This is a genomic window from Streptomyces sp. A012304 (assembly GCF_026008495.1).
GTDB lineage: Bacteria > Actinomycetota > Actinomycetes > Streptomycetales > Streptomycetaceae > Streptomyces.
Map to the genome: position 1 here is coordinate 120,004 of NZ_BQUN01000103.1, position 20,692 is coordinate 140,695.

18 protein-coding genes and 1 riboswitch are annotated in these 20,692 nt (G+C 69.5%); of the genes, 9 read left to right on the plus strand and 9 right to left on the minus strand.

Annotated features, from left to right (window positions below; genetic code table 11):
• Positions 1-17: 17 nt before the first annotated feature.
• The 3 genes from cydB to hisC all read right to left on the minus strand — a co-directional run bounded on the left by cydB (position 18) and on the right by hisC (position 3,848).
• Positions 18-1,022: a cytochrome d ubiquinol oxidase subunit II gene (gene cydB / locus ALMP_RS26270; RefSeq protein ID WP_264932461.1), complete on the minus strand. Its 1,005-nt coding sequence runs from the start codon at positions 1,020-1,022 to the stop codon at positions 18-20.
• A gap of 20 nt (positions 1,023-1,042) precedes the next feature.
• Positions 1,043-2,551 (minus strand): cytochrome ubiquinol oxidase subunit I, encoded by a 1,509-nt coding sequence (locus ALMP_RS26275; RefSeq protein ID WP_264932463.1) that lies wholly within the window; start codon positions 2,549-2,551, stop codon positions 1,043-1,045.
• A 211-nt stretch (positions 2,552-2,762) separates the two neighbouring features.
• Positions 2,763-3,848 (minus strand): histidinol-phosphate transaminase, encoded by a 1,086-nt coding sequence (gene hisC / locus ALMP_RS26280; protein WP_264932465.1) that lies wholly within the window; start codon positions 3,846-3,848, stop codon positions 2,763-2,765.
• Positions 3,849-4,263: 415 nt separating this feature from the next.
• On the opposite strand from hisC, the gene ALMP_RS26285 reads away from it, so the two are divergent.
• From ALMP_RS26285 to ALMP_RS26295, 3 genes are all read left to right on the plus strand, one after another.
• On the plus strand, positions 4,264-5,376 hold the full coding sequence (locus ALMP_RS26285) for a LacI family DNA-binding transcriptional regulator (protein ID WP_264932467.1): 1,113 nt from the start codon (positions 4,264-4,266) through the stop codon (positions 5,374-5,376).
• A gap of 499 nt (positions 5,377-5,875) precedes the next feature.
• On the plus strand, positions 5,876-6,964 hold the full coding sequence (locus tag ALMP_RS26290) for a metallophosphoesterase (protein WP_264932469.1): 1,089 nt from the start codon (positions 5,876-5,878) through the stop codon (positions 6,962-6,964).
• A 204-nt stretch (positions 6,965-7,168) separates the two neighbouring features.
• Positions 7,169-8,047 (plus strand): hypothetical protein, encoded by an 879-nt coding sequence (locus tag ALMP_RS26295; RefSeq protein WP_264932472.1) that lies wholly within the window; start codon positions 7,169-7,171, stop codon positions 8,045-8,047.
• Between the two features lie 142 nt (positions 8,048-8,189).
• Here ALMP_RS26295 and thiC read toward each other — a convergent pair whose 3' ends face one another.
• On the minus strand, positions 8,190-10,004 hold the full coding sequence (gene thiC, locus ALMP_RS26300) for a phosphomethylpyrimidine synthase ThiC (RefSeq protein WP_309299541.1): 1,815 nt from the start codon (positions 10,002-10,004) through the stop codon (positions 8,190-8,192).
• Positions 9,997-10,187: riboswitch (TPP riboswitch) on the minus strand. It overlaps the preceding gene by 8 nt.
• 630 nt (positions 10,188-10,817) lie before the next feature.
• Between thiC and ALMP_RS26305 the strand changes: the two genes are divergently transcribed.
• The gene (locus tag ALMP_RS26305; RefSeq protein WP_264932474.1) at positions 10,818-12,458 is read left to right on the plus strand and encodes a YibE/F family protein; all 1,641 of its coding nucleotides are present in this window, start codon (positions 10,818-10,820) and stop codon (positions 12,456-12,458) included.
• 196 nt (positions 12,459-12,654) lie between these two features.
• On the opposite strand, the gene ALMP_RS26310 is transcribed toward ALMP_RS26305, so the two are convergent.
• The 4 genes from ALMP_RS26310 to ALMP_RS26325 all read right to left on the minus strand — a co-directional run bounded on the left by ALMP_RS26310 (position 12,655) and on the right by ALMP_RS26325 (position 14,972).
• On the minus strand, positions 12,655-13,101 hold the full coding sequence (locus ALMP_RS26310; protein ID WP_264932476.1) for an SsgA family sporulation/cell division regulator: 447 nt from the start codon (positions 13,099-13,101) through the stop codon (positions 12,655-12,657).
• 100 nt (positions 13,102-13,201) lie between these two features.
• Positions 13,202-14,065: an IclR family transcriptional regulator gene (locus tag ALMP_RS26315; RefSeq protein WP_264932478.1), complete on the minus strand. Its 864-nt coding sequence runs from the start codon at positions 14,063-14,065 to the stop codon at positions 13,202-13,204.
• A gap of 197 nt (positions 14,066-14,262) precedes the next feature.
• Positions 14,263-14,475, minus strand: a complete 213-nt coding sequence (locus ALMP_RS26320) for a DUF5326 family protein (protein ID WP_264932480.1) — start codon at positions 14,473-14,475, stop codon at positions 14,263-14,265.
• 179 nt (positions 14,476-14,654) lie between these two features.
• Positions 14,655-14,972: a cupin domain-containing protein gene (locus ALMP_RS26325; RefSeq protein ID WP_264932482.1), complete on the minus strand. Its 318-nt coding sequence runs from the start codon at positions 14,970-14,972 to the stop codon at positions 14,655-14,657.
• Positions 14,973-15,020: 48 nt separating this feature from the next.
• Between ALMP_RS26325 and ALMP_RS26330 the strand changes: the two genes are divergently transcribed.
• The 5 genes from ALMP_RS26330 to ALMP_RS26350 all read left to right on the plus strand — a co-directional run bounded on the left by ALMP_RS26330 (position 15,021) and on the right by ALMP_RS26350 (position 18,775).
• On the plus strand, positions 15,021-15,398 hold the full coding sequence (locus ALMP_RS26330; RefSeq protein WP_264932483.1) for a phage holin family protein: 378 nt from the start codon (positions 15,021-15,023) through the stop codon (positions 15,396-15,398).
• 7 nt (positions 15,399-15,405) lie between these two features.
• Positions 15,406-15,897: a low molecular weight protein-tyrosine-phosphatase gene (locus ALMP_RS26335; RefSeq protein ID WP_264932485.1), complete on the plus strand. Its 492-nt coding sequence runs from the start codon at positions 15,406-15,408 to the stop codon at positions 15,895-15,897.
• Positions 15,894-17,045: a cystathionine gamma-lyase gene (locus tag ALMP_RS26340; protein ID WP_264932487.1), complete on the plus strand. Its 1,152-nt coding sequence runs from the start codon at positions 15,894-15,896 to the stop codon at positions 17,043-17,045. Before ALMP_RS26335 ends, ALMP_RS26340 begins: the two co-directional genes overlap by 4 nt.
• Before the next feature lie 253 nt (positions 17,046-17,298).
• Entirely contained in the window at positions 17,299-18,204 is a 906-nt protein-coding gene (locus ALMP_RS26345; RefSeq protein WP_264932489.1) for a LysR family transcriptional regulator, read from the plus strand.
• A gap of 88 nt (positions 18,205-18,292) precedes the next feature.
• Positions 18,293-18,775: an NUDIX domain-containing protein gene (locus ALMP_RS26350; RefSeq protein ID WP_264932491.1), complete on the plus strand. Its 483-nt coding sequence runs from the start codon at positions 18,293-18,295 to the stop codon at positions 18,773-18,775.
• 16 nt (positions 18,776-18,791) lie between these two features.
• Here the strand turns inward: ALMP_RS26350 and ALMP_RS26355 are convergent, their stop codons facing one another.
• Positions 18,792-20,495 (minus strand): globin domain-containing protein, encoded by a 1,704-nt coding sequence (locus ALMP_RS26355; protein ID WP_264932493.1) that lies wholly within the window; start codon positions 20,493-20,495, stop codon positions 18,792-18,794.
• Between the last annotated feature and the right edge of the window lie 197 nt (positions 20,496-20,692).

A 20,692-nucleotide genomic window follows, 5' to 3' on the forward strand; every position in this document is an offset into this window, starting at 1 on the left:
CACGCCCCAACTCGGACTCAATGCGCGGCCTCAGCGATGTGCTGCGTCCCGATCCGCTTGCGGAACACCCAGTACGTCCACCCCTGGTAGAGCAGCACGATCGGCGTGGCGATCGCCGCACACCAGGTCATGATCTTCAGGGTGTAGGGGCTCGACGACGCGTTGGTCACCGTGAGGCTCCAGTCCGCGTTGAGCGAGGACGGCATGACGTTCGGGAAGAGCGTCAGGAACAGCATCGCCACGGCGGCCACGATGGTGACGCCGGAGAAGGCGAACGACCAGCCCTCGCGACCCGCCTGGTTGGCGACGAGCGCCGCGACCAGGGCGGCGACTGCCACGACCATCGCCACCAGGCTCTTGGCGTCACCGCCTTCGACCTGGGTCCACAGCAGGAAGAGCGCCGCGAGGACCGAGGTCGCCAGACCGACCTTGGTCGCCAGCTTCCGCGCCCGCTCCCGGATGTCACCGACCGTCTTGAGGGCCGTGAACACCGCTCCGTGGAAGGTGAACAGCGTCAGGGTGACCAGACCACCGAGCAGCGCGTACGGGTTGAGCAGGTCCGCGACATTGCCGACGTACTCGAAGTTCTGGTCGATCTTCACGCCGTGCACGATGTTGCCGAAGGCCACGCCCCACAGGAACGCCGGGAGGAGCGAGGTCCAGAAGATCGCGTGCTCCCAGTTGCGCTGCCAGTTCTCCTCGGGTCGCTTGACCCGGTATTCGAAGGCGACACCTCGCACGATGAGGCAGACGAGGATGAGCAGCAGAGGCAGGTAGAAGCCTGAGAAAAGGGTGGCGTACCACTCCGGGAAGGCGGCGAAGGTCGCGCCGCCCGCCGAGAGCAGCCAGACCTCGTTGCCGTCCCAGACCGGTCCGATGGTGTTGATGAGAACCCGCCGCTCGGGCCGGTTGCGGGCGAGCAGCTTGGTGAGGACACCGACCCCGAAGTCGAAGCCCTCCAGGAAGAAGTAGCCGGTCCACAGGACGGCGATCAGGACGAACCAGACGTCGTGCAGTTCCATGACTGTGCAGCTCCCTCGGCCTAGTACGAGAAGGCCATCGGCTTGTCGGCGTCACGGGAGTCGCCGCCGATCTTCGTGGGCGGGTTGAGGTCGGCCTCGGTGAGCTCGGGCGGGCCGGCCTTCACGTACTTGGCCAGCAGCTTGACCTCGATGACGGCGAGAATCGCGTACAGGGACGTGAAGACGATCATCGAGGTGAGGATCTCGCCCTGGGAGACACCGGGGGAGACCGCGTCGCGGGTCTGGAAGAGGCCGTAGACGACCCACGGCTGGCGGCCCATCTCGGTGAAGATCCAGCCCCAGGAGTTGGCGATCAGCGGGAAGGCCAAGGTCCAGATCGCCGCGAGCCAGTACAGCTTGGTGAGCTTGGGGCTGAGCGCCTTCTTCCGGAACAGGACGAGGTGCGGCCTCTCGTCGTCGCCGACCCGCAGGTGCTGCGGCAGCATGAATTTCTTGCGCGTCAGCCAGAGCCCGGCCAGCCCGATGGCGAAGGACGTCATGCCGAAGCCGATCATCCAGCGGAAGCCCCAGTAGGCGACGGGGATGTTGGGCCGGTAGTCACCGGGCCCGTACTTCTCCTGCTCGGCCTTGTTGACGTCGTTGATGCCGGGGACGTACGAGGTGAAGTCGTCCTTGGCGAGGAAGGACAGCAGGCCCGGGATCTCGATGGCGACCTTGTTGTGGCCCTTTTCGACGTCGCCGTAGGCGAAGACGGAGAAGGGCGCCGGCGCCTCGCCGTCCCACAGTGCCTCGGCCGCCGCCATCTTCATCGGCTGCTGCTCGTACATGATCTTGCCGAGGACGTCGCCGCTGACCGCGGTGAGGAGACCGCCGACGGCGACGGTGACCAGGCCGAGCCGCAGCGAGGTCTTCATGTCACGGATGTGCCGCTTGCGCAGCAGGTGGAAGGCGGAGATGCCGACCATGAAGGCGCCACCGGTCAGGAAGGCCGCGGAGAGGGTGTGGAAGGCCTGGGCGAGCGCGGTGTTCTGGGTCAGCACGAGCCAGAAGTCGGTGAGCTCGGCCCGCCCCTTCGCCTCGTTGATCCGGTAGCCGACCGGGTGCTGCATCCAGGAGTTGGCCGCGAGGATGAAGTAGGCCGACAGGATGGTGCCGATCGAGACCATCCAGATGCAGGCCAGATGGATCTTCTTGGGCAGCTTGTCCCAGCCGAAAATCCACAGACCGATGAAGGTGGACTCGAAGAAGAAGGCGATGAGGGCCTCGAAGGCGAGCGGCGCACCGAAGACGTCGCCCACGAAGCGGGAGTAGTCCGACCAGTTCATGCCGAACTGGAACTCCTGCACGATGCCGGTCACGACACCCATCGCGATGTTGATCAGGAAGAGCTTGCCCCAGAACTTCGTCGCCCTGAGGTACTTCTCCTTCTCCGTGCGCACCCAGGCGGTCTGCAGCCCGGCCGTCAGCGCGGCCAGCGAGATCGTCAGGGGGACGAACAGAAAGTGGTAGACGGTCGTGATGCCGAACTGCCAGCGCGCCAGAGTCTCCGGCGCCAAAGCCAGGTCCACGTCGCCGCTCCTTACCTCACACGCTTGTGAAAGCGTTCACATTCACAAGCAATTATGACGCATGGCCGCTCGACACCCGAACGGCGGGGGTCCCCAACCCGGAACAACCGCCCTGACCTGGGATGGAGCAGTGATCCCGGACAACCGAAAGGGCGCCTCGGTTCCACGTGAAACCAAGACGCCCTGACCCCCCTCGGGACGGCGCGGAGCCCTACAGCTCCAGCTCCTTCCGGAACCCTTCCGCCACCTTCAGGAAGATGTCATTGGCCTCGGCCTCCCCGACCGTCACCCGCACGCCCTCCCCCGGGAACGGCCGGATCACCACACCGGCCTGCTCACACGCCCCCGCGAAAGCGATCGTGTGCTCCCCCAGCCGCAGCCACACGAAGTTGGCCTGTGTCTCCGGCACCGTCCAGCCCTGGGCGCGCAGCCCCTCCACCACCCGGTTGCGCTCACAGACCAGCGAGCCGACCCGGCCGAGCAGCTCGTCCTCGGCTCGCAGCGAGGCGATCGCCGCCTCCTGGGCGAGCTGGCTCACACCGAACGGCACCGCCGTCTTGCGCAGCGCCGCCGCCACCGGCTCATGAGCGATCGCGAAGCCGACCCGCAGCCCCGCCAGACCATAGGCCTTGGAGAAGGTCCGCAGGACGCAGACGTTGGGCCGGTCGCGGTACAGCTCGACGCCGTCCGGCACCTCGGGGTCACGGATGAACTCCCGGTACGCCTCGTCGAGTACGACCAGCACATCACCGGGCACGCGGTCCAGGAACCGCTCCAGCTCGGCCCGCTTCACAACGGTGCCCGTGGGGTTGTTGGGGTTGCAGACAAAGATCAGCCGGGTCCGTTCGGTGATCGCCTCGGCCATCGCGTCCAGGTCGTGCACATCATCCGGCGTCAGCGGCACCTGCACCGAGGTCGCCCCGCTGATCTGCGTGATGATCGGGTACGCCTCGAAGGACCGCCAGGCGTAGATCACCTCGTCGCCGGGGCCGGCGGTCGACTGGACCAGCTGCTGGGCGACACCGACCGAACCGGTACCGGTGGCCAGATGGGCAACGGGGACCCCGAAGCGCTCGGAGAGTTCGTTCACCAGGCCCGTGCACGCCAGGTCGGGGTAGCGGTTGAAGTTCGCGGCGGCGGCCGTCACGGTCTCCAGCACGCCCGGCAGCGGCGGGTACGGGTTCTCGTTGGAGGACAACTTGTAGGCCACGGGACCACCGGTCGCAGCCGGCTTGCCCGGCTTGTAGGTGGGGATCCCCTCCAGCTCGGCGCGCAGCTTGGGGCTCGTCTCGCTCACCGCAGTCCTCCTCGTGACCACCACCGGCTTCAATACTTCTCACCTTATGAGGATTCGGCGCCGCTGCGTACAGGCAGTGCGTGCAGCAAAGGACCGACTCACGACGAAGCGCGCGGATGTCTGCGACCTCTGAGGACGAAGGCGCGGGAAACGGGGGGCGCGCCATACATATATCTATGCGCCGGTGGCTCGCGCCCTGGCGCGCATCCCTCGTGCAGGTGAGTTGAGACCTCTTCGAAACATCGGTGCATTGGCAGGCTCATCCGTGCCCACGCACCACGTCCTGGCACATGATCACTCAACTGCCTTTCTTTCCAAGGCAATTGATACCTTACGACCATGCAGAAACGTGCCTGTCAATGCGTGAATATGCGTCCGCCCTACCCCACCGGATGAGCCCTACTATCGGCTCGCCATGACAGCAGCAGGGAAGCACCAGGTGAGCCGCGCGGAAACCTCACGCCGAGGCAACCGGCCGGGCCGGGCGGGCATCAGGGACGTGGCCGCCGCCGCCGGAGTCTCCATCACGACCGTCTCCGATGCCCTCAACGGCAAGGGCAGGCTCCCCGATGCCACCCGACGCCATGTCCGCGAAGTCGCCGACCGACTGGGCTATCGCCCCTCGGCCGCGGCCAGAACCCTCCGTACCGGCAAGTCGGGCCTCATCGGCCTGACCGTGACGACGTACGGGGATGAACCTTTCACCTTCACGGAGTTCGCGTACTTCGCCGAGATGGCGCGCGCCGCCACCTCCGCCGCGCTCGCCCGTGGCTACGCGCTCGTGATCCTCCCGGCGACCTCGCGCCACGACGTGTGGTCGAACGTCGCCCTGGACGGCACGGTCGTCATCGACCCGTCCGATCAGGATCCCGTCGTCAGCGAACTGGTCCGGCAGGGTTTACCGGTCGTCTCCGACGGCCGCCCGGCCGGGTCGCTCCCGGTCACCGCGTGGGTCGACAACGACCACGAGGCCGCCGTCCTCGACATCCTCGACCACCTGGCCGACGCCGGCGCCCGCCGTATCGGGCTACTCACGGGCACCTCGACGGACACGTACACCCACCTGTCGACCCGCGCCTACCTGCACTGGTGCGAGCGGGTCGGCCAGGACCCGGTCTACGAGTCCTACCCCGCCCACGACCCGTGCGCGGGCGCCGTCGCCGCCGACCGGCTGCTGGCCCGGCCCGACCGCCCGGACGCGGTCTACGGCCTGTTCGACCCCAACGGCACCGACCTGCTCGCCGCCGCCCGCCGGTACGGGCTGCGCGTCCCGGAGGACCTGCTGCTGGTGTGCTGCAGCGAGTCGACTGTGTACGCCAACACCGAGCCGCCCATCACCACGCTCTCGCTGAAGCCTCGGCGCATCGGCACGGCGGTGGTCCAGCTGCTCATCGACGCGATCGAGGGTGTGGAGTCGGACAAGCCGGTCGAGCAGGTGATACCGACCGAACTGATCGTGCGTACCTCTTCTCAGCGACGTCCCCCGCGAACGACGGTCAGCCCGCCGAGGGCGCCCGAGGAGACGTAGGCGGCGCTGGGGGCAGGGGGTCGGCCCCCAGCCGACGACACGCTGGGGCGGGCCGGCCACGCGCGACGGCTCGGTTCGTCTCTCGGCTCTCGGCCCGCTGTCTCTCGTCCGAGGGGGGCGCGCGGCACGCGCGGGCGGCTTGTGGAAGCTCGGCGCGCGGCGAGCCGTAACGATGGCCCGGAGCCGAGGGCCGGGGGCGCGTGGAAACCCCTTTCAGGCGGCAACCGCAACGGTATCCGCGCCCCTCACGCCCCCGTATGACCGCCGATACATGTGGGGCGAGGGTGCGAGCGGGGTGTGTGGCGGGTGAGCGGGGACTGCCGAAGCCCGGCCCAATCGGGGCGAAAGCCGCGATGAACTGGAGTCTTGCTCCGATTCACCACCCCTGGGTCATCACATGGCACGATCCGCATTCCTATGATGGGCGCACGGCACCGCGGGCCGTCGCGACCAGGCAGTCCGAAGCGGTGCAGATGCGGCGCGATGGTGGAGGGGTCTGATGACTCAGGGGGCCGGTCAGGGACCCGAGGTGGAGCGGACGGCGACGTTGCGCGACTTCCGCGTGCCCGCGTACGTCCATGAGACCGGTCCGTACGACCACAGCACCCATCCCGGGAACGTCACGCCGGCGCTCGACGATCCGCTGGAGCACCCCGAGGGCTACACACCCACCCAGCGCGACCTGCCTGTCATCAACCGGGGCGACACCCTTCAGGTGACCGTCGACCCCGTGGCCGTCGCCGCACCGGCGCCGCTGCCCACGACCGGCCCGGGCCCGCTGTTCGTCGTCGGCGACGTGCACGGCTACCTCAACGAGCTGGTCGCCGCCCTTCAGGAGAAGGGCCTGATCGACGCGGCCGGCCAATGGTGCGCGGGCACCGCCCGGCTGTGGTTCCTCGGTGACTTCACCGACCGCGGCCCGGACGGCATCGGCGTCATCGACCTCGTGATGCGGCTGTCCGCCGAAGCAGCCGCGGCCGGCGGCTACTGCAAGGCCCTCATGGGCAACCACGAGCTGCTGCTGCTCGGCGCCAAGCGCTTCGGCGACACCCCGGTCAACTCCGGCGCGGGCACCGCCACCTTCCAGGCGGCCTGGCTGCTCAACGGCGGCCAGAAGTCCGACATGGACCGTCTCCAGGACCACCACCTGCAGTGGATGGCCCGCCTGGACGCCATGGAGGCGGTCGACGGCCACCTGCTCGTGCACTCCGACACCACCGCCTATCTCGACTACGGGGACTCGATCGAGGCCGTCAACGACACCGTCCGCGAGACACTCACCCGCAACGACGCGGACGAAGTCTGGGATCTCTTCCGCAAGTTCACCAAGCGCTTCTCCTTCCGTGACGAGGGCGGCGCCGACGCCGTCCGCTCTCTTCTCGATACGTACGGCGGCACCCGCATCGTTCACGGGCACAGCCCGATTCCCTACCTGCTGGGCGAAGTCGGCTCCGAGGACGGCGAGGACTCGGCCGGTCCCGTGGTCGAGGGACCGCACGTCTACGCCGACGGACTGGCCATCGCGATGGACGGCGGCGTGACGATGGCCGGAAAGCTGCTGGTCCAGCAACTGCCGCTGACCGGCTGACGGTTCACGGGTCCGGCTCACCGCACGCCGGACCCGGCACCGGACGGGCCGGCGACGCCGCAGGCCAGGGGCCAATTTCCGCAAACCCCCTGTCACCTCATGCCGTCGCCGCTCTACCATCGGTCTATCCGTAGCAGGCTCCCCTCCGTTTCTGCCCGACGGCTCGTTGGCATGCGAGCCCCAAGCCCTACGGAGCATCGGGGGATGCACATGAACAGCGTTCCGCAGCACCTGCACAGTGAGGACCGCCAAGAGTACGAGCGGATCCTCGATGAGGCGCTGCGCTCCGCACCAGACCACCCGGAACTCACCGCTGTGGGACAGCGGCTCAACGCCGAACAGCTGCGCACCATGGCGCTCAACGCCACCGCCCTCATCACGGCCGCCGCGGCGACCGAGTACCAGCACTATGTGAAGGTCCGCGAGGAACTGCGCCACCCGGCGCCGCCCACCCCGTCGTCGTCCACCCACGAGCCGGGTTCCGGTGAGCCGGGAGTGGGCGGGATGGGGCTCGCCACCACCATGGGGGAGGCGGCGCAGGCCGCCGAGGCCGCCGGAGCGGGCGCCGTCGCCGCCGTCCTCACCCCCGTCCTCGCCGGAACCGCCGCAGTGATCTTCCTTCTCGTCGGTTACCTCCTGAAGATGCTCGACCCCGCGCCGACAGCCGCAGAGGCCATGGTCAACACCGGCTGGGCCTTCGGGGCCCTCGCCGCGGCCGCGATCCTCGTCGCGACCGTCGCGCTCCTGCTCACCGCCCTGCGCAACCGGCCCTCCCTGGAAGCGGGCCCGTACGGCGAACTGAGCGAGGAAGTCGCCCGAGCCAAGGAAGCCTGGCGGGAAGCACTGCTGAAGCGAGGCATCCTGCCCTTCCTGCGCGAGGCCCTCGCCGACCCCGGTACGGCCGCCGCGCTGCACCCCACGTCGGCCCCGCCGGCCCCCACCGGCCGCCTGCCGAAGATCGGCTACGACCGTCCGGGCTTCACCAGCCCCGACGACGTCTCCTCCACCGGCACGCGCCCGAGCTTCAGCAGCCCGGACTACACCAGCCCGGACTTCGGAGGCCCGGAGCACCAGCCGGAATAGGCCCTCGGCTTGCGCCCCCACGCAGGGGAGCGCAAGCCGTACGCCGCACGGGCACCCGGATCGAGAGCGGGAAGCGGTACCACCGCAAAGCGGTGTCACTGCTCGGAACGGCCGCAGCCGAGGCAGGGCCGCGGTCCGCCCGTCAGTCCGCGATCGGCAGGTACACCCTGTTCCCGCTCGCCGCGAACTCCTTGGACTTCTGCAGCATCCCCTCGGCGACCTCCTCAGGAGAGGCCCCCTCGGCGACACCGCCGCCGAATCGCTCGGTGATGCTCTGGCTGATCTTCATCGAGCAGAACTTCGGCCCGCACATGGAGCAGAAGTGAGCGGTCTTGGCCGGTTCCGCCGGCAGCGTCTCGTCGTGGAACTCCCGGGCCGTGTCCGGGTCGAGGGCCAGGTTGAACTGGTCCTCCCAACGGAACTCGAAACGGGCGTCCGACAGCGCGTCGTCCCATTCCTGCGCACCGGGGTGTCCCTTGGCGAGGTCGGCCGCGTGGGCGGCGATCTTGTAGGTGATGACACCGGTCTTGACGTCGTCACGGTTGGGCAGGCCCAGGTGTTCCTTGGGCGTGACGTAGCAGAGCATCGCCGTGCCCCACCAGGCGATCATCGCGGCACCGATGCCGGAGGTGATGTGGTCGTATGCCGGCGCGACGTCGGTCGTCAGCGGGCCGAGCGTATAGAACGGAGCTTCATCACAGATCTCCTGCTGAAGGTCGATGTTCTCCTTGATCTTGTGCATCGGAACATGGCCCGGGCCTTCGATCATGGTCTGTACGTTGAAACGCTTGGCGATCGTGTTGAGTTCCCCGAGCGTGCGCAACTCCGCGAACTGCGCCTCGTCGTTGGCGTCCGCGATCGAGCCGGGACGCAGACCGTCACCGAGGGAGTAGGTGACGTCGTACGTGGCGAGGATCTCGCAGAGTTCCTCGAAGTTCTCGTACAGGAACGACTCCTTGTGGTGTGCGAGGCACCAGGCCGCCATGATCGAGCCGCCGCGCGAGACGATGCCGGTCTTGCGGTTCGCCGTCAGCGGCACGTAGGGCAGGCGCACGCCCGCGTGGACCGTCATGTAGTCCACGCCCTGCTCGGCCTGCTCGATGACCGTGTCCTTGTAGATCTCCCAGGTCAGTTCCTCGGCCTTGCCGTCGACCTTCTCCAGCGCCTGATACAGCGGCACCGTGCCGATGGGAACGGGGGAGTTGCGCAGCACCCACTCGCGGGTGGTGTGGATGTTGCGGCCCGTGGACAGGTCCATGACCGTGTCGGCGCCCCAGCGGGTCGCCCACGTCATCTTCTCGACCTCCTCCTCGATGGAGGAGGTCACTGCGGAGTTGCCGATGTTGGCGTTGACCTTCACCAGGAAGCGCTTGCCGATGATCATCGGCTCGATCTCCGGGTGGTTGACGTTGGCCGGCAGCACCGCGCGGCCTGCCGCGATCTCCTCACGGACCACTTCAGGAGAAACGTTCTCCCTGAGGGCCACGAACTCCATCTCGGGCGTGATCTCACCCCGGCGCGCATACGCGAGCTGAGTGACCGCCTTGCCGTCCCGGCTGCGGCGCGGCAGGCGCGGCCGTCCGGGGAAGACGGCGTCGAGGTTGCGCAGTCCGCCGCGCGGCGAGGTGTGCTTGATGCCGTCGTCCTCGGGACGGACAGGGCGGCCCGCGTACTCCTCGGTGTCGCCTCGGACGACGATCCAGTTCTCCCGCAACGGCGACAGGCCCCTGCGGACGTCGGTCTCGACGTGCGGATCGGTGTACGGGCCGGAAGTGTCGTACAGCGTGACCGACTTCCCGTTGGTGAGATGCACCTGGCGAACCGGCACGCGCAGGTCGGGGCGGGTGCCCTCGACGTACGCCTTGTGCCAGCCGATGGACTTCCCGGCCTCCCCGTCGGCAGCGACCTCGTCGGAGATCTGCATGGAGGCAGGCGTGCGTGCGTCCTTGTTGGTCATGAGACCTACTCCCTACGCCGGCATTACCCGGTAACAGGTTCAGCGGTCGACGCAGCGGCTACCGTCGGCCGACGTTTCATGTGAAACATCACTCGTTGCCGGTGAACGTTCCACGTGAAACATCGCGAAGACGGAGGTCAGCGCCCTCTCAGCCCGGTGCTCCGAGCTCCCGCGTGTGCAAAAGGTGCCTCCACGCTAGCGTCAATTCGGGCGCGGTGAACAGAGGGCCCCGGTCGTTCTTGCGATGATCGGTCGGTGACCACGACACACCAACCCCCGTACCCACCCCCTGAGCCGCCCCGCAGGCCGGGCGCCGGCAATGGCAACGGGGCCGGGCCTGGGCCTGCAGCCGGCGCCGGATCGGGATCTGTACCCGGTCCGGGGTCTGGGCCGGGCCGTGGGCCGGACTTCGGTCCGGAATCTGCGCCGGGCCCTGGGCCGGACTTCGGTCCAGGGTCTGCGCCGGGCCCTGCTGGATCAGGCTCCGGCCCGGTGCCCGGACGCGCGCCTGGTGGCGGCCCCGGCCTGGGAGACGGCCGCGATTTCGCCAGCCGGACTGACCACGGGCCTCGATACAGCGGGAAGCTGGGCGGGCTACAGCGGTTGGGCGGCGGGCGGGGGACTGGCAGCGGGCCTGGGCCTCAGCCTGGCGGCGGGCAGGGTTACGGCAGCGGGCAGGGACCTGGCCGTGCTGATCACCGGCCTGGGCAGAGCCCCGGACCCGGGCAGGGGCAGGATCGCGGGTTCGCACAAGGGCACGCGTCCGAGCCGGGGCAGGGTCACGGGTTCCCGCAGGGGCAAGGGCAGGGCCACATGCCGGATCGGGAACCTGAGTTCGGTCGTGAACGCGGGTTCGACCCCGTTGCAGCCGGCCATGGCGGACACGGCGCAGGTGGCGGAAGCACTGGCGCGCCCGACGGCGGTTCCGGTGGCGGGCACGCACCGGGTGGCGGCGGGGCGCATGGCCCGACGGACAACGGCGGGCACGGCCCCGCGGGCGGCGGCGGGCACGGCCCCGCGAACGGCGGAGGGCACGGCCCCGCGAACGGCGGGCATGGGCCGGGAGGCGGTGGTGGGCACGGGCATGGCCACGGCCACGGGCACTCGCACAGCCATGGCCCGGCCGCGCCCGTCTCCAAGCATCTGCGCAAGGTCATCGCGGCCGTCCTCATCCCGTTCGCCGTGGCCGTCCTCGCGGGACTGGTCGTGCTGTGGCCCGGTGGTGCACCGCCGCACGAACGTACGGGGGTCGGCTTCGACCGGCAGACACAGCAGGGGACGGTCACCAAGGTCGAGAGCCTGAGCTGCTCGTCCGTGAACGCCTCGGGCGACACCCCGACCGGTGACACCTCCACGGCCGAGGGCTCTTCGGCCCAGCAGCAGGCGAACGGCACCTGCAAACGGGCCACGATCCGGGTGGACACCGGCAAGGACAAGGGCCGCACGTTCACGGAGATCGTCCAGCCGGACCAGTCGCGGCAGTTGCACGAGGGTCAGGAGGTCGTGGTCGCCTACGAGCCCTCCGCGCCGAAGGACCTGCAGTACTCGGTCACCGACATCAACCGCCGTGTGCCGATGGGGCTGCTCGCCGGCCTCTTCGCCGTCGCCGTTGTGATCGTCGGGCGACTGCGCGGCGTCATGGCGTTGATCGCGCTGGCCATCAGCTTCATGGTGCTCAACTTCTTCATCCTGCCCGCGATCCTTCAGGGCTCGAACCCGCTGGTCGTGGCGGTGGTGGGAGCGAGTGCGATCATGCTGATCGCCCTCTATCTGTGTCACGGCGTCTCGGCCCGCACCTCCGTGGCGGTGCTTGGCACGCTCATCTCACTGTTGCTGATCGGCCTGCTCGGCTCGTGGTTCGTCGACTGGGCCGCGCTGACCGGCAACACGGACGACAACACGGGTCTGATCCACGGCCTCTATCCGACGATCGACATGAGTGGTCTGCTGCTCGCCGGCATCATCATCGGTTCGCTGGGTGTGCTCGACGACGTGACGGTCACGCAGACCTCCGCCGTTTGGGAGCTGCACGAGGCCAACCCGACAGTGGGCTGGCGCGGGCTGTACCGGGCCGCCATCCGCATCGGCCGCGACCACATCGCGTCCGTGGTCAACACGCTCGTCCTCGCCTATGCCGGTGCGGCGCTGCCGTTGCTGCTGCTGTTCTCCATCGCGCAGAGCGGTGTCGGTACGGTCGCCAACAGCGAGCTGGTCGCCGAGGAGATCGTCCGCACGCTGGTGGGCTCGATCGGCCTGGTCGCGTCCGTGCCGGTGACCACGGCCCTCGCGGCCCTGGTGGTCTCGGCCGACCGCGCGGGCCCCGGTACGGCAGGGGCGACGGGACCGGAGGGGCTGACCGCGTCGGCCGGCCCGGGACAGCCGGGGGGAGCACCCACCGGTGCGGCTCCCGCGTCGCCGCCCCGGGGCGGCAGGGGCAGGCGCCGCAAGCGCTGAGCCGCCGGGGCACCCGAGGGTCGTCGCCGATGACTGCCTCAGGCGCCTCGGCGGCCCACCGCCGGGCATCTCATGGCCCTCGGGAATCGCCCCCTCAGGGATTCACCGGGCCAGACGCCGCACTCCCGCAGGAGAAGCGTTCCTGCCAGTCCCCACCCGAGCTGAAGCGATCCGCTCCCCGGCCTCCGCACCCTCCTCAGCCGGCGCTCTGCTCCTCCGCCAGGATCCGGTCCAATGCCTCGTCGAGATGGGCGTCGAAGTCGCCGAGCGCAGCCTCCTGCCCCAGGGGCACCAGCTTGTCGGTGCGGTCGAGGAAGGCCACCAGGGGAGCGGCCGAGGAGCGGAACACGGCCTGGTCGGCACCGACCTGAAGCCGGATCAGTACCTCCCCCAACGCGTCCGGATCGAGGGGCGAGACCCGCACGTCCCCCTCACCGACCGGCCTGCCCACCCCGTCGATGAGCAGCTCACGGCCGAACGCCCAGGTCACGGGGGCGTCCCCGGGCAGATGAAAGGTGAGCCGCACGGCATAGGGATCACGCGCCTCGTAGCCCAGCTCCACCGGGATACGGAACGAAAGCTCCTCGGAGACGAGGAAGCTCATCATGACCTCTGCCTGTACCGCCTGTACGGACTCGCACATCGCTTTATCCCGTCACTGCCGTCGAAATGGCTGGGAATGAACCCCTGACATTGCACGGCATCTTGCTGAACGTGCACAACAGATCACAAGGAGTGAGTTTTCAGATACTGATAGAGATGGCGAGCGACCCGAGCATCCGCCCCAGCTCCTCCTGGAGCTGTCGTGCCGCCGCGTGCAGCCGGTCGGCCTGGTGGGCGGGGAGCGAGATGGCCATCGTGCCGGCGGTCGTCCCCACGGTGATCGGGATCGCCGCGCACACCGTGCCCAGCGCGTACTCCTGCCGTTCGACGGCCGTCTCCGTCCGCCGCACCCTGGCCAGCCGCCGCAGCAGCGTGTGCTCGTCGCGGACGGTGTACGGCGTGATCGACTGCACGGGATAGCGGTCCAGGTGGTCGCGCCGGGCCCGGTCGTCCAACTGGGCCAGCAGACACTGACCGATGGCGTGCGCGTGCCCGGTCTCACGGAAGTCGGCCCACTCCTCGACCGCAGGATTGCCCGGACTGTCGGAGACACACATGACCTCGATCTCGCCGTCGCGGTACAGGGCGTAGTAGACCGGAACACCGATCGAATCCCGCCACTGGGCGAGGGCGTCGGCGACGACGCTGCGACGTTTCTGCGCCGCTCCACTGCTGCCCAGCCGCTCGGCGGCCTCGCCGAGGAAGAACAACCCCTTCTCCCGGGCCAGATAGCCCTCGTGCACCAGGGTGCGCAGCAGGTGGTACGCCGTGGGCAGGGCGAGGCCGGTTTCGCGGGCCAGTTGTTTGGCCGGGGCCCCGTACGGGTGCTCGGCGACGCATTCCAAAAGACGCATCGCGCGCTGCACCGAGCCGATGAGCGTCGTCGTCGGGTTGGGTTGCTCGGGGACGGTCGCGGCGGGCGGGCGCTGGAAGGGGGGTGTCGCGGAACGCGGTCGGGCCGGGAATGCGTGCGGTTCCGCGGAGGCGGTGTCAACCGTGGCCAAGGGTCACTCCGGAAGCGCGAGGGGGCGGGTCCGTGCGGGGAACACGGGAGGGGGAGATCGCCGCTCGCGGGGGTCGTCCCCACGTCGGGCTCCGGACTTTAACTGTCCGCCACCGCTCACGGTCTGGGCCCGGGAGAAACTTCCCTCGGCCGAGGGAACCGGCGATTCCTGTTACCGATCACCGGCTCCCGCGTCGCTCACCAGTCGCCGCGCGAGGTGGAACTCGACGTGAACTTCCGTACGACGTATATGAGTCCGCCGACCAGCGCCACGAAGACCAGCAGCTTGAAGAGCAGGCCGATCACGAAGCCGACGACGCTGGCTATCAGGCCGCCGAACACGACCAGGGCGATGACCGGCACCGCCACCCACTTCACCCACCACGGCAGTCCCGCGAAGATCTCTCGCATCGCCCTCGTCCTCATCTGTCCGATGTCCGGAGCCTGAGACGGTCCGGATCCTTTCGAATGTCCTGCCGTCGATGCTAGGTCCGAAGAGGGTGCCGTCGGGGGCCTCGCACCCCTTGTCCTCCCCTGACCGATCCCCTAGGGAACCCGGAGACGCCGCCTCACCTCCGGGGCGGAGGAGGTCAGCCCTCGGGGGGCGAGAACACGACCAGGACCCGCAGGTCCTCGCTGATGTGGTGGAACTTGTGGGCGACCCCGGCCGGCACGTACACCACGCTGCCGCGTGCGACCTGGGTGGTCTCCAGGCCGACGGTGATGGCGGCCCGGCCGCTCACGACGAAGTACACCTCGTCCTGGTTGTGCGGGTTCTGTGGATCATGCTCTCCCGCGTTGAGCGCATACAACCCGACCGACATGTTCCGCTCCCGCAGAAACTGCAGGTAGGCGCCGTCGTTGGCGGCTCGCTCCGCCTCCAGTTCGTCCAGCCGGAATGCCTTCATCGCCCTCGTCCACACTCGTAGCCGATCTGTTCTGCCACGATCAGACACATGAAGAATTTCGTAGTCAAGACGATCGCCAACGCGGGTGCCCTGGCGGTCGCCGTATGGCTGCTCGACAAGATCACTCTGACTGGCGACAGCACGGGCAAGAAGATCGGCACCCTGATCCTGGTCGCGCTGCTCTTCGGCCTGGTCAACTTCCTGGTCAAGCCGATCGTGAAGGTGCTGACCTTCCCGCTGTTCATCCTCACGCTCGGCCTGATCACCCTGGTGGTCAACGCGCTGATGCTGCTGCTCACCTCGTGGCTGGCCGATGTGGTCGACCTCAGCTTCCACGTCGAGGGCTTCTGGACCGCCGTCCTGGGCGGCCTGATCATCTCCGTCGTCTCCTGGGCGCTCAACGTCGTCCTGCCCGACAAGGACTGAGGGCGCCATGACCTACCGCGTCTGCTTCGTCTGCACCGGCAACATCTGCCGCTCGCCGATGGCGGAAGCAGTCTTCCGCGCGCGCGTGCGGGAAGCCGGGCTCGACGAGCTGGTCGAGGTCGACAGCGCCGGCACGGGCGACTGGCACGCGGGCGAGGGCGCCGACCCGCGTACGGTGGCCGTCCTGGAGGCGAACGGCTACGCCCTGAGGCACACGGCCAGGGTCTTCGAACCGTCCTGGTTCGCCCGGCTCGACCTCGTCGTCGCCCTGGACGCCGGTCACCTCGGGGCCCTGCGCCGCATCGCCCCGACCGAGCGGGACGCCCGCAAGGTGCGCCTGCTCCGCTCCTACGACCCCGCCGCGGCCGACGACCTCGACGTCCCGGACCCTTACTACGGCGGCCCGGACGGCTTCGACACGTGTCTTGAGATGGTGGAGGAGGCGAGCGTCGGTCTGCTCGCCGCGGTGCGTGCGGACGTGGAAGGACGAGTGGCATGAACGATTCCGCAACAGGCGGTCCGCTGAGCGCCGGCGAGGGCACGCGCGCGGTGCGGGCGGGTCTGCCCGAGCCGGTGAAGTACGAGCCGACCCTGCCGGGTCCCGTGTTCGCCGCGCACTTCCACCTGCCGGGCGAGCCCACCGGCCCGTACGCCTACGGCCGCGACGAGAACCCCACCTGGACACATCTGGAGCACGCCATCGGCGAGCTGGAGGCCCCCGGGCAGGACGGCGTCGAGACGCTCGTGTTCGCCTCCGGCATGGCCGCGATCTCGTCGGTGCTCTTCTCCCAGGTGCGCTCCGGGGACGCCGTCGTGCTGCCCAGCGACGGCTACCAGGCGCTGCCCCTGGTCCGCGCCCAGCTGGAGGCGTACGGCATCGAGGTGCGCACCGCTCCGACCGGGGGCGACGCCCAGCTCGACGCCCTCGACGGGGCGAAGCTGCTGTGGATCGAGTCCCCGTCGAACCCCGGTCTCGACGTGTGCGACATCCGCCGGCTCGTGGAGGCGGCACACGTCCGTGGCGCCCTGGTGGCCGTCGACAACACGCTCGCGACGCCGCTCGGGCAGCGCCCGCTGGAACTCGGCGCCGACTTCTCCGTGGCCAGCGGCACCAAGCAGCTCACCGGGCACGGCGACGTACTCCTCGGCTACGTCACCGGCCGTTCCGGCGAGCCGATGACGGCCGTACGGCGGTGGCGCAAGATCGGCGGGGCGATCGCGGGGCCCATGGAGGCCTGGCTCGCGCACCGGTCGATCGCCACGCTGCAGATGCGCGTCGACCGGCAGAGCGCCACCGCCCTGGCCGTCGCCGAGGCCCTGCGGTCGAGGCCCGAGGTGACCGGGGTGCGTTACCCGGGGCTGCCCGACGACCCGTCCCACAAGGTCGCCTCACAGCAGATGCGACGCTACGGGTGCGTGGTGTCCTTCACGCTGCCCACGCGCGCGCGTGCCGAGCGTTTCCTGGAGGAACTGCGGCTCGTGGACGACGCGACGAGCTTCGGAGGGGTGCGTTCCACCGCGGAGCGGCGTGGCCGCTGGGGCGGGGACCCGGTACCGGAGGGCTTCATCCGGCTGTCGGTGGGCGCCGAGGATCCCGAGGACCTGCTGGCGGACGTGCTGCGCGCGCTGGAGGAGTCGGCGCGGTGACGGCCTTGCGGACGCCTCCCGCGGTGTCCCGTTCCGCGCACCCGCCGTACCCCGCCCCCGTACATCGGACGGTCCGAGCCTCCCCCCTCGTGGCTCGGACCGTCCGCGGTTCCGCGCGCGAAGAACCGCGCGAACAAGGCTAGTTGACTCTGTGTCAGTGTCCAATCACTGTAGCGACAGAGACCTATCGACTTATTTATAGTTGGGCCCTGCCTCAGGGCCGGGAGGAAGGCACAGAAAGGGAGGACGCTCCATGGATCTGGCCTTGCTGCGCACCTTCGTGACCGTGCACCGGGCCGGCTCCTTCACCCGCGCCGCCGCCCTGCTGGGGCTGTCCCAGCCGGCCGTCACCTCCCAGATCCGCACGCTGGAACGGCAGCTGGGCCGCCCCTTGTTCCTGCGCCAGGCCCGCGGTGTGACTCCGACGACGATCGGCGACGAACTCGCGCACAAGGCGGCCCCGCACCTCGACGCCCTGGTGGAGATCGCCGAGACCGGCCTCGACGACGAGTCCTCCGTACGGACGCTGCATCTGGCCGGACCGCCCGAGTTCACCGCCGAGCGGGCCCTGCCCGCCCTCACCGAGCTGGCCGGCGACGACGGTCAGCGCCTCGCCCTGCGCGCCTCTTTCGGGACCGCCGAGGAGGTCCTGGAGGGGCTCGCCGCCGGACACCACGACCTGGCCATCAGCACGGCCCGGCCGCGCGGCGCCCTGCTCACCGCCACCCCGCTGTGCGACGAGGAGCACGTCCTTGTCGGCTCCCCCCGCCAAGCCGAGCTGATCGGCGCCCAGAAGCTGCGCCGCCCGGGTGCGTCAGCGCTGGAGAACCTGCCCGTCGTCGAGGTCCATGAGTCGCTGCCGTTCGTCTCCCGCTACTGGGCCTCCGTCTTCGACTCCCGCCCCGCCGCCTCCGGCACCGTCATCGTCCCCGATCTGCGTGCGGTGCTGGCCTGTGCGATCGCCGGGGCAGGCCTGGCGGTACTGCCGCGCTATCTGTGCGCGACCGCACTGGAGCGCGGTGACGTCGTCGCACTGCACGAGCCGGCAGTTCCTCCGTTACGGACATATGTGCTGGTCGTGCGCACCGGCACGCTGGCGATACCGCATATCGCGCGGGCTCACGAGTGGCTGCTGCGGACGGCGGCCGACTGGTGCTGAATACGCTGCTCCGGTGCCTCACGGAGGGAGGTCGTCCGGTGACGTTTCGCGATGTTTCACGTGGAACCAGCCGGGCCACATTTCTCCCATGACCGTCCGACCTGTGGTCAAGCGCACCGCCCGCGCCGTTCTGCTGGACGGTGACGATTTGATCCTGATCAAGCGCACCAGGCCCGGCGTGGATCCCTACTGGGTCACGCCCGGCGGCGGGGTGGAACGGGATGACGCTACCGTCGTCGACGCCCTGCACCGCGAGGTGTACGAGGAACTCGGCGCCAAGATCACCGATGTGGTGCCCTGCTTCGTCGACACCGTCGAGCACATCGGTGACGACGGCGGCGCGACCGGAGTGAAGGTGCAGCACTTCTTCGTCTGTCGCCTCGAATCCATGGACCCCGCCTTGCGGCACGGGCCGGAGGTGGAGAAACCCATCGGCGAGTACGAGATCGTCCGGGTGCCGTTCACCCGGGTCGGTATCGCCTCGGTCCACCTGGTACCGCTGTCGCTGCGGCACTACCTCGACGGCAACATCGAAGGTGTGCGCGCCATGCACGCTCCCGACCTGGGCTGATGCCTGGGATGCCGGGTCAGTGTGCGGCGGCGACGAGCTCTTCGACCGAGTCGTGGCGTATGCGCTCCGCCGGGATGCCGACGCCGCGCAAGGCGTCCACTCCGCTGCGGATCATGCCGGGCGGACCGGAGACATACGCGTCGTACTCGGTCCAGGGGCCGAAGGAGCGTATGGCGTCGGGCAGCTGGAGCAGGCCGTCGCGGTCGACCACCGTTCGGACCTCCAGCCAGGGGTGGGACTGCTTGAGCCGGAGCATCGTGTCGATGTCGTACAGGTCGCGATCGCTGCGAGCGCCGTAGAACACCTCGACCGGGCGGCGGGCGCCGTGCTCGGCGACGTCCTCGACCAGCGCCTTGATCGGCGCTATGCCGGTGCCGCCGCCCAGGCACAGCAGTCCGCTGTCGCGCGTGTGGTCGACGGTCATCGAACCCGCCGGCGGACCGAGCCGGACGATGTCGCCGGGCCGGGCCCGGTGCACCAGCGCGTTCGAGACCCATCCGGCGGGGACCGCCTTCACATGGAACGTGAGCAGACCGTCGGAGCGGGGGGCCGAGGCGAAGGAGTAGTGCCGCCATATGCGCGGCCACCACGGTGTCTCCAGGCTCGCGTACTGCCCGGCGAGGAAGAGGTAGGGCTGGTCGGGGCGGAGGGTGAGGACGGCGACGTCCTGGGTTCTCAGTTCGTGCGCGACGATCTCCGCGTACCAGCAGGCCGGTGCGCGCAGTTCGTCCGCCGCCGCGGCGTCGATCATGACCTGGGAGATCGTCGTGTACGCCCGGACCCAGGCGGCTTCCGTCTCGGCGTCCCAGACCGACCCGGCGTATTTGCTCAGCGCGCCGATGAGGCACTCGCCGACCGCAGGGTAGTGCTCGGCCCGGGTGCCGTACTTGCGGTGGCCTCGGCCGAGGTTCTGCAGGTAGTCCACGAGGACCGGGGTGTTGTCGATGTGCTCCGCCGCGGTGAGCAGCGCCTTGAGCAGCCGGTCCCGCTGGGCGTCCATCGCGGGCGGGAAGAGGGAGCGCAGGTCTGGGTGACGGACGAAGAGCAGCGCGTAGAAGTACGAGGTGACCTTGTCGGCCACGGGCCCGACCTCGGCCATGGTCCGGCGGATGAAGACGGCGTCCGGGGAGGGGTCGCCGGCGGGCACGGACCGCTGGGCGGGCACACGGGCCTCGGTGGCCGGTGCCGGAGGCGGGGGTGCTGAGACCGGGGCGGGCGTCTGGGAGTGGAGCGCGGGCCGGGGATGGCCGACGGGCTCGGGGTGGAAGGCGGGCCGGGGCTGCGCGGCGGACTCGGCGAGGTGGGGCGAAGGCTGGGGATGCGCGGCCGGCTCGGCGAGGTGGGGGGCAGGCCCGGGGTGGCCGGCCGACTCGGGGTGAGGGGCGGTCTGAGGCTCGGTGTCTTCCGGAGTCTCGGCGGTTTCCTGCGTCGCGGTGGCCGACCGGGCCTGTGGGGGCGCGTCAGGCCCGTCCGCCGTCGGTATGGCCGTCGCCGTCGGAAGCGCGGATATTCGGGGGCTCGCGTCCGCGCTCTCGTCCTGGGGTGCTTCGCCGTTCGGCCCCGTGTGCCTGCCCATGGGGCGCAGCGCGGCCAGGCGGCGGCCGTCGGGGGTTCCCTGCTCGCTGCCGGCAGCCGGTGTCGGCTGCTTGCGCGGCGTGAACCATCCGTCCCCGCCGCCGGACGTGCCGTTGTCGGCCGACCTGGTGGTCGGAGCGTCCATGGTGTGCCTCGCCTCGAACATCTATCGGTCGGTCTGCGCACGTCCGCGATCGGACAGTGCCTGCTTCCCCCGCAGACGGCTTGCTTTTCCGTTCCGTTCCGCTCCACGGCCGATACGGCCGCAGCCCACCCCGCACTCCAGCTCGTACGGTCGGGTAAGGCGAGGGTGCGACATGGGCCGCAGTCCTCTCACCGCAG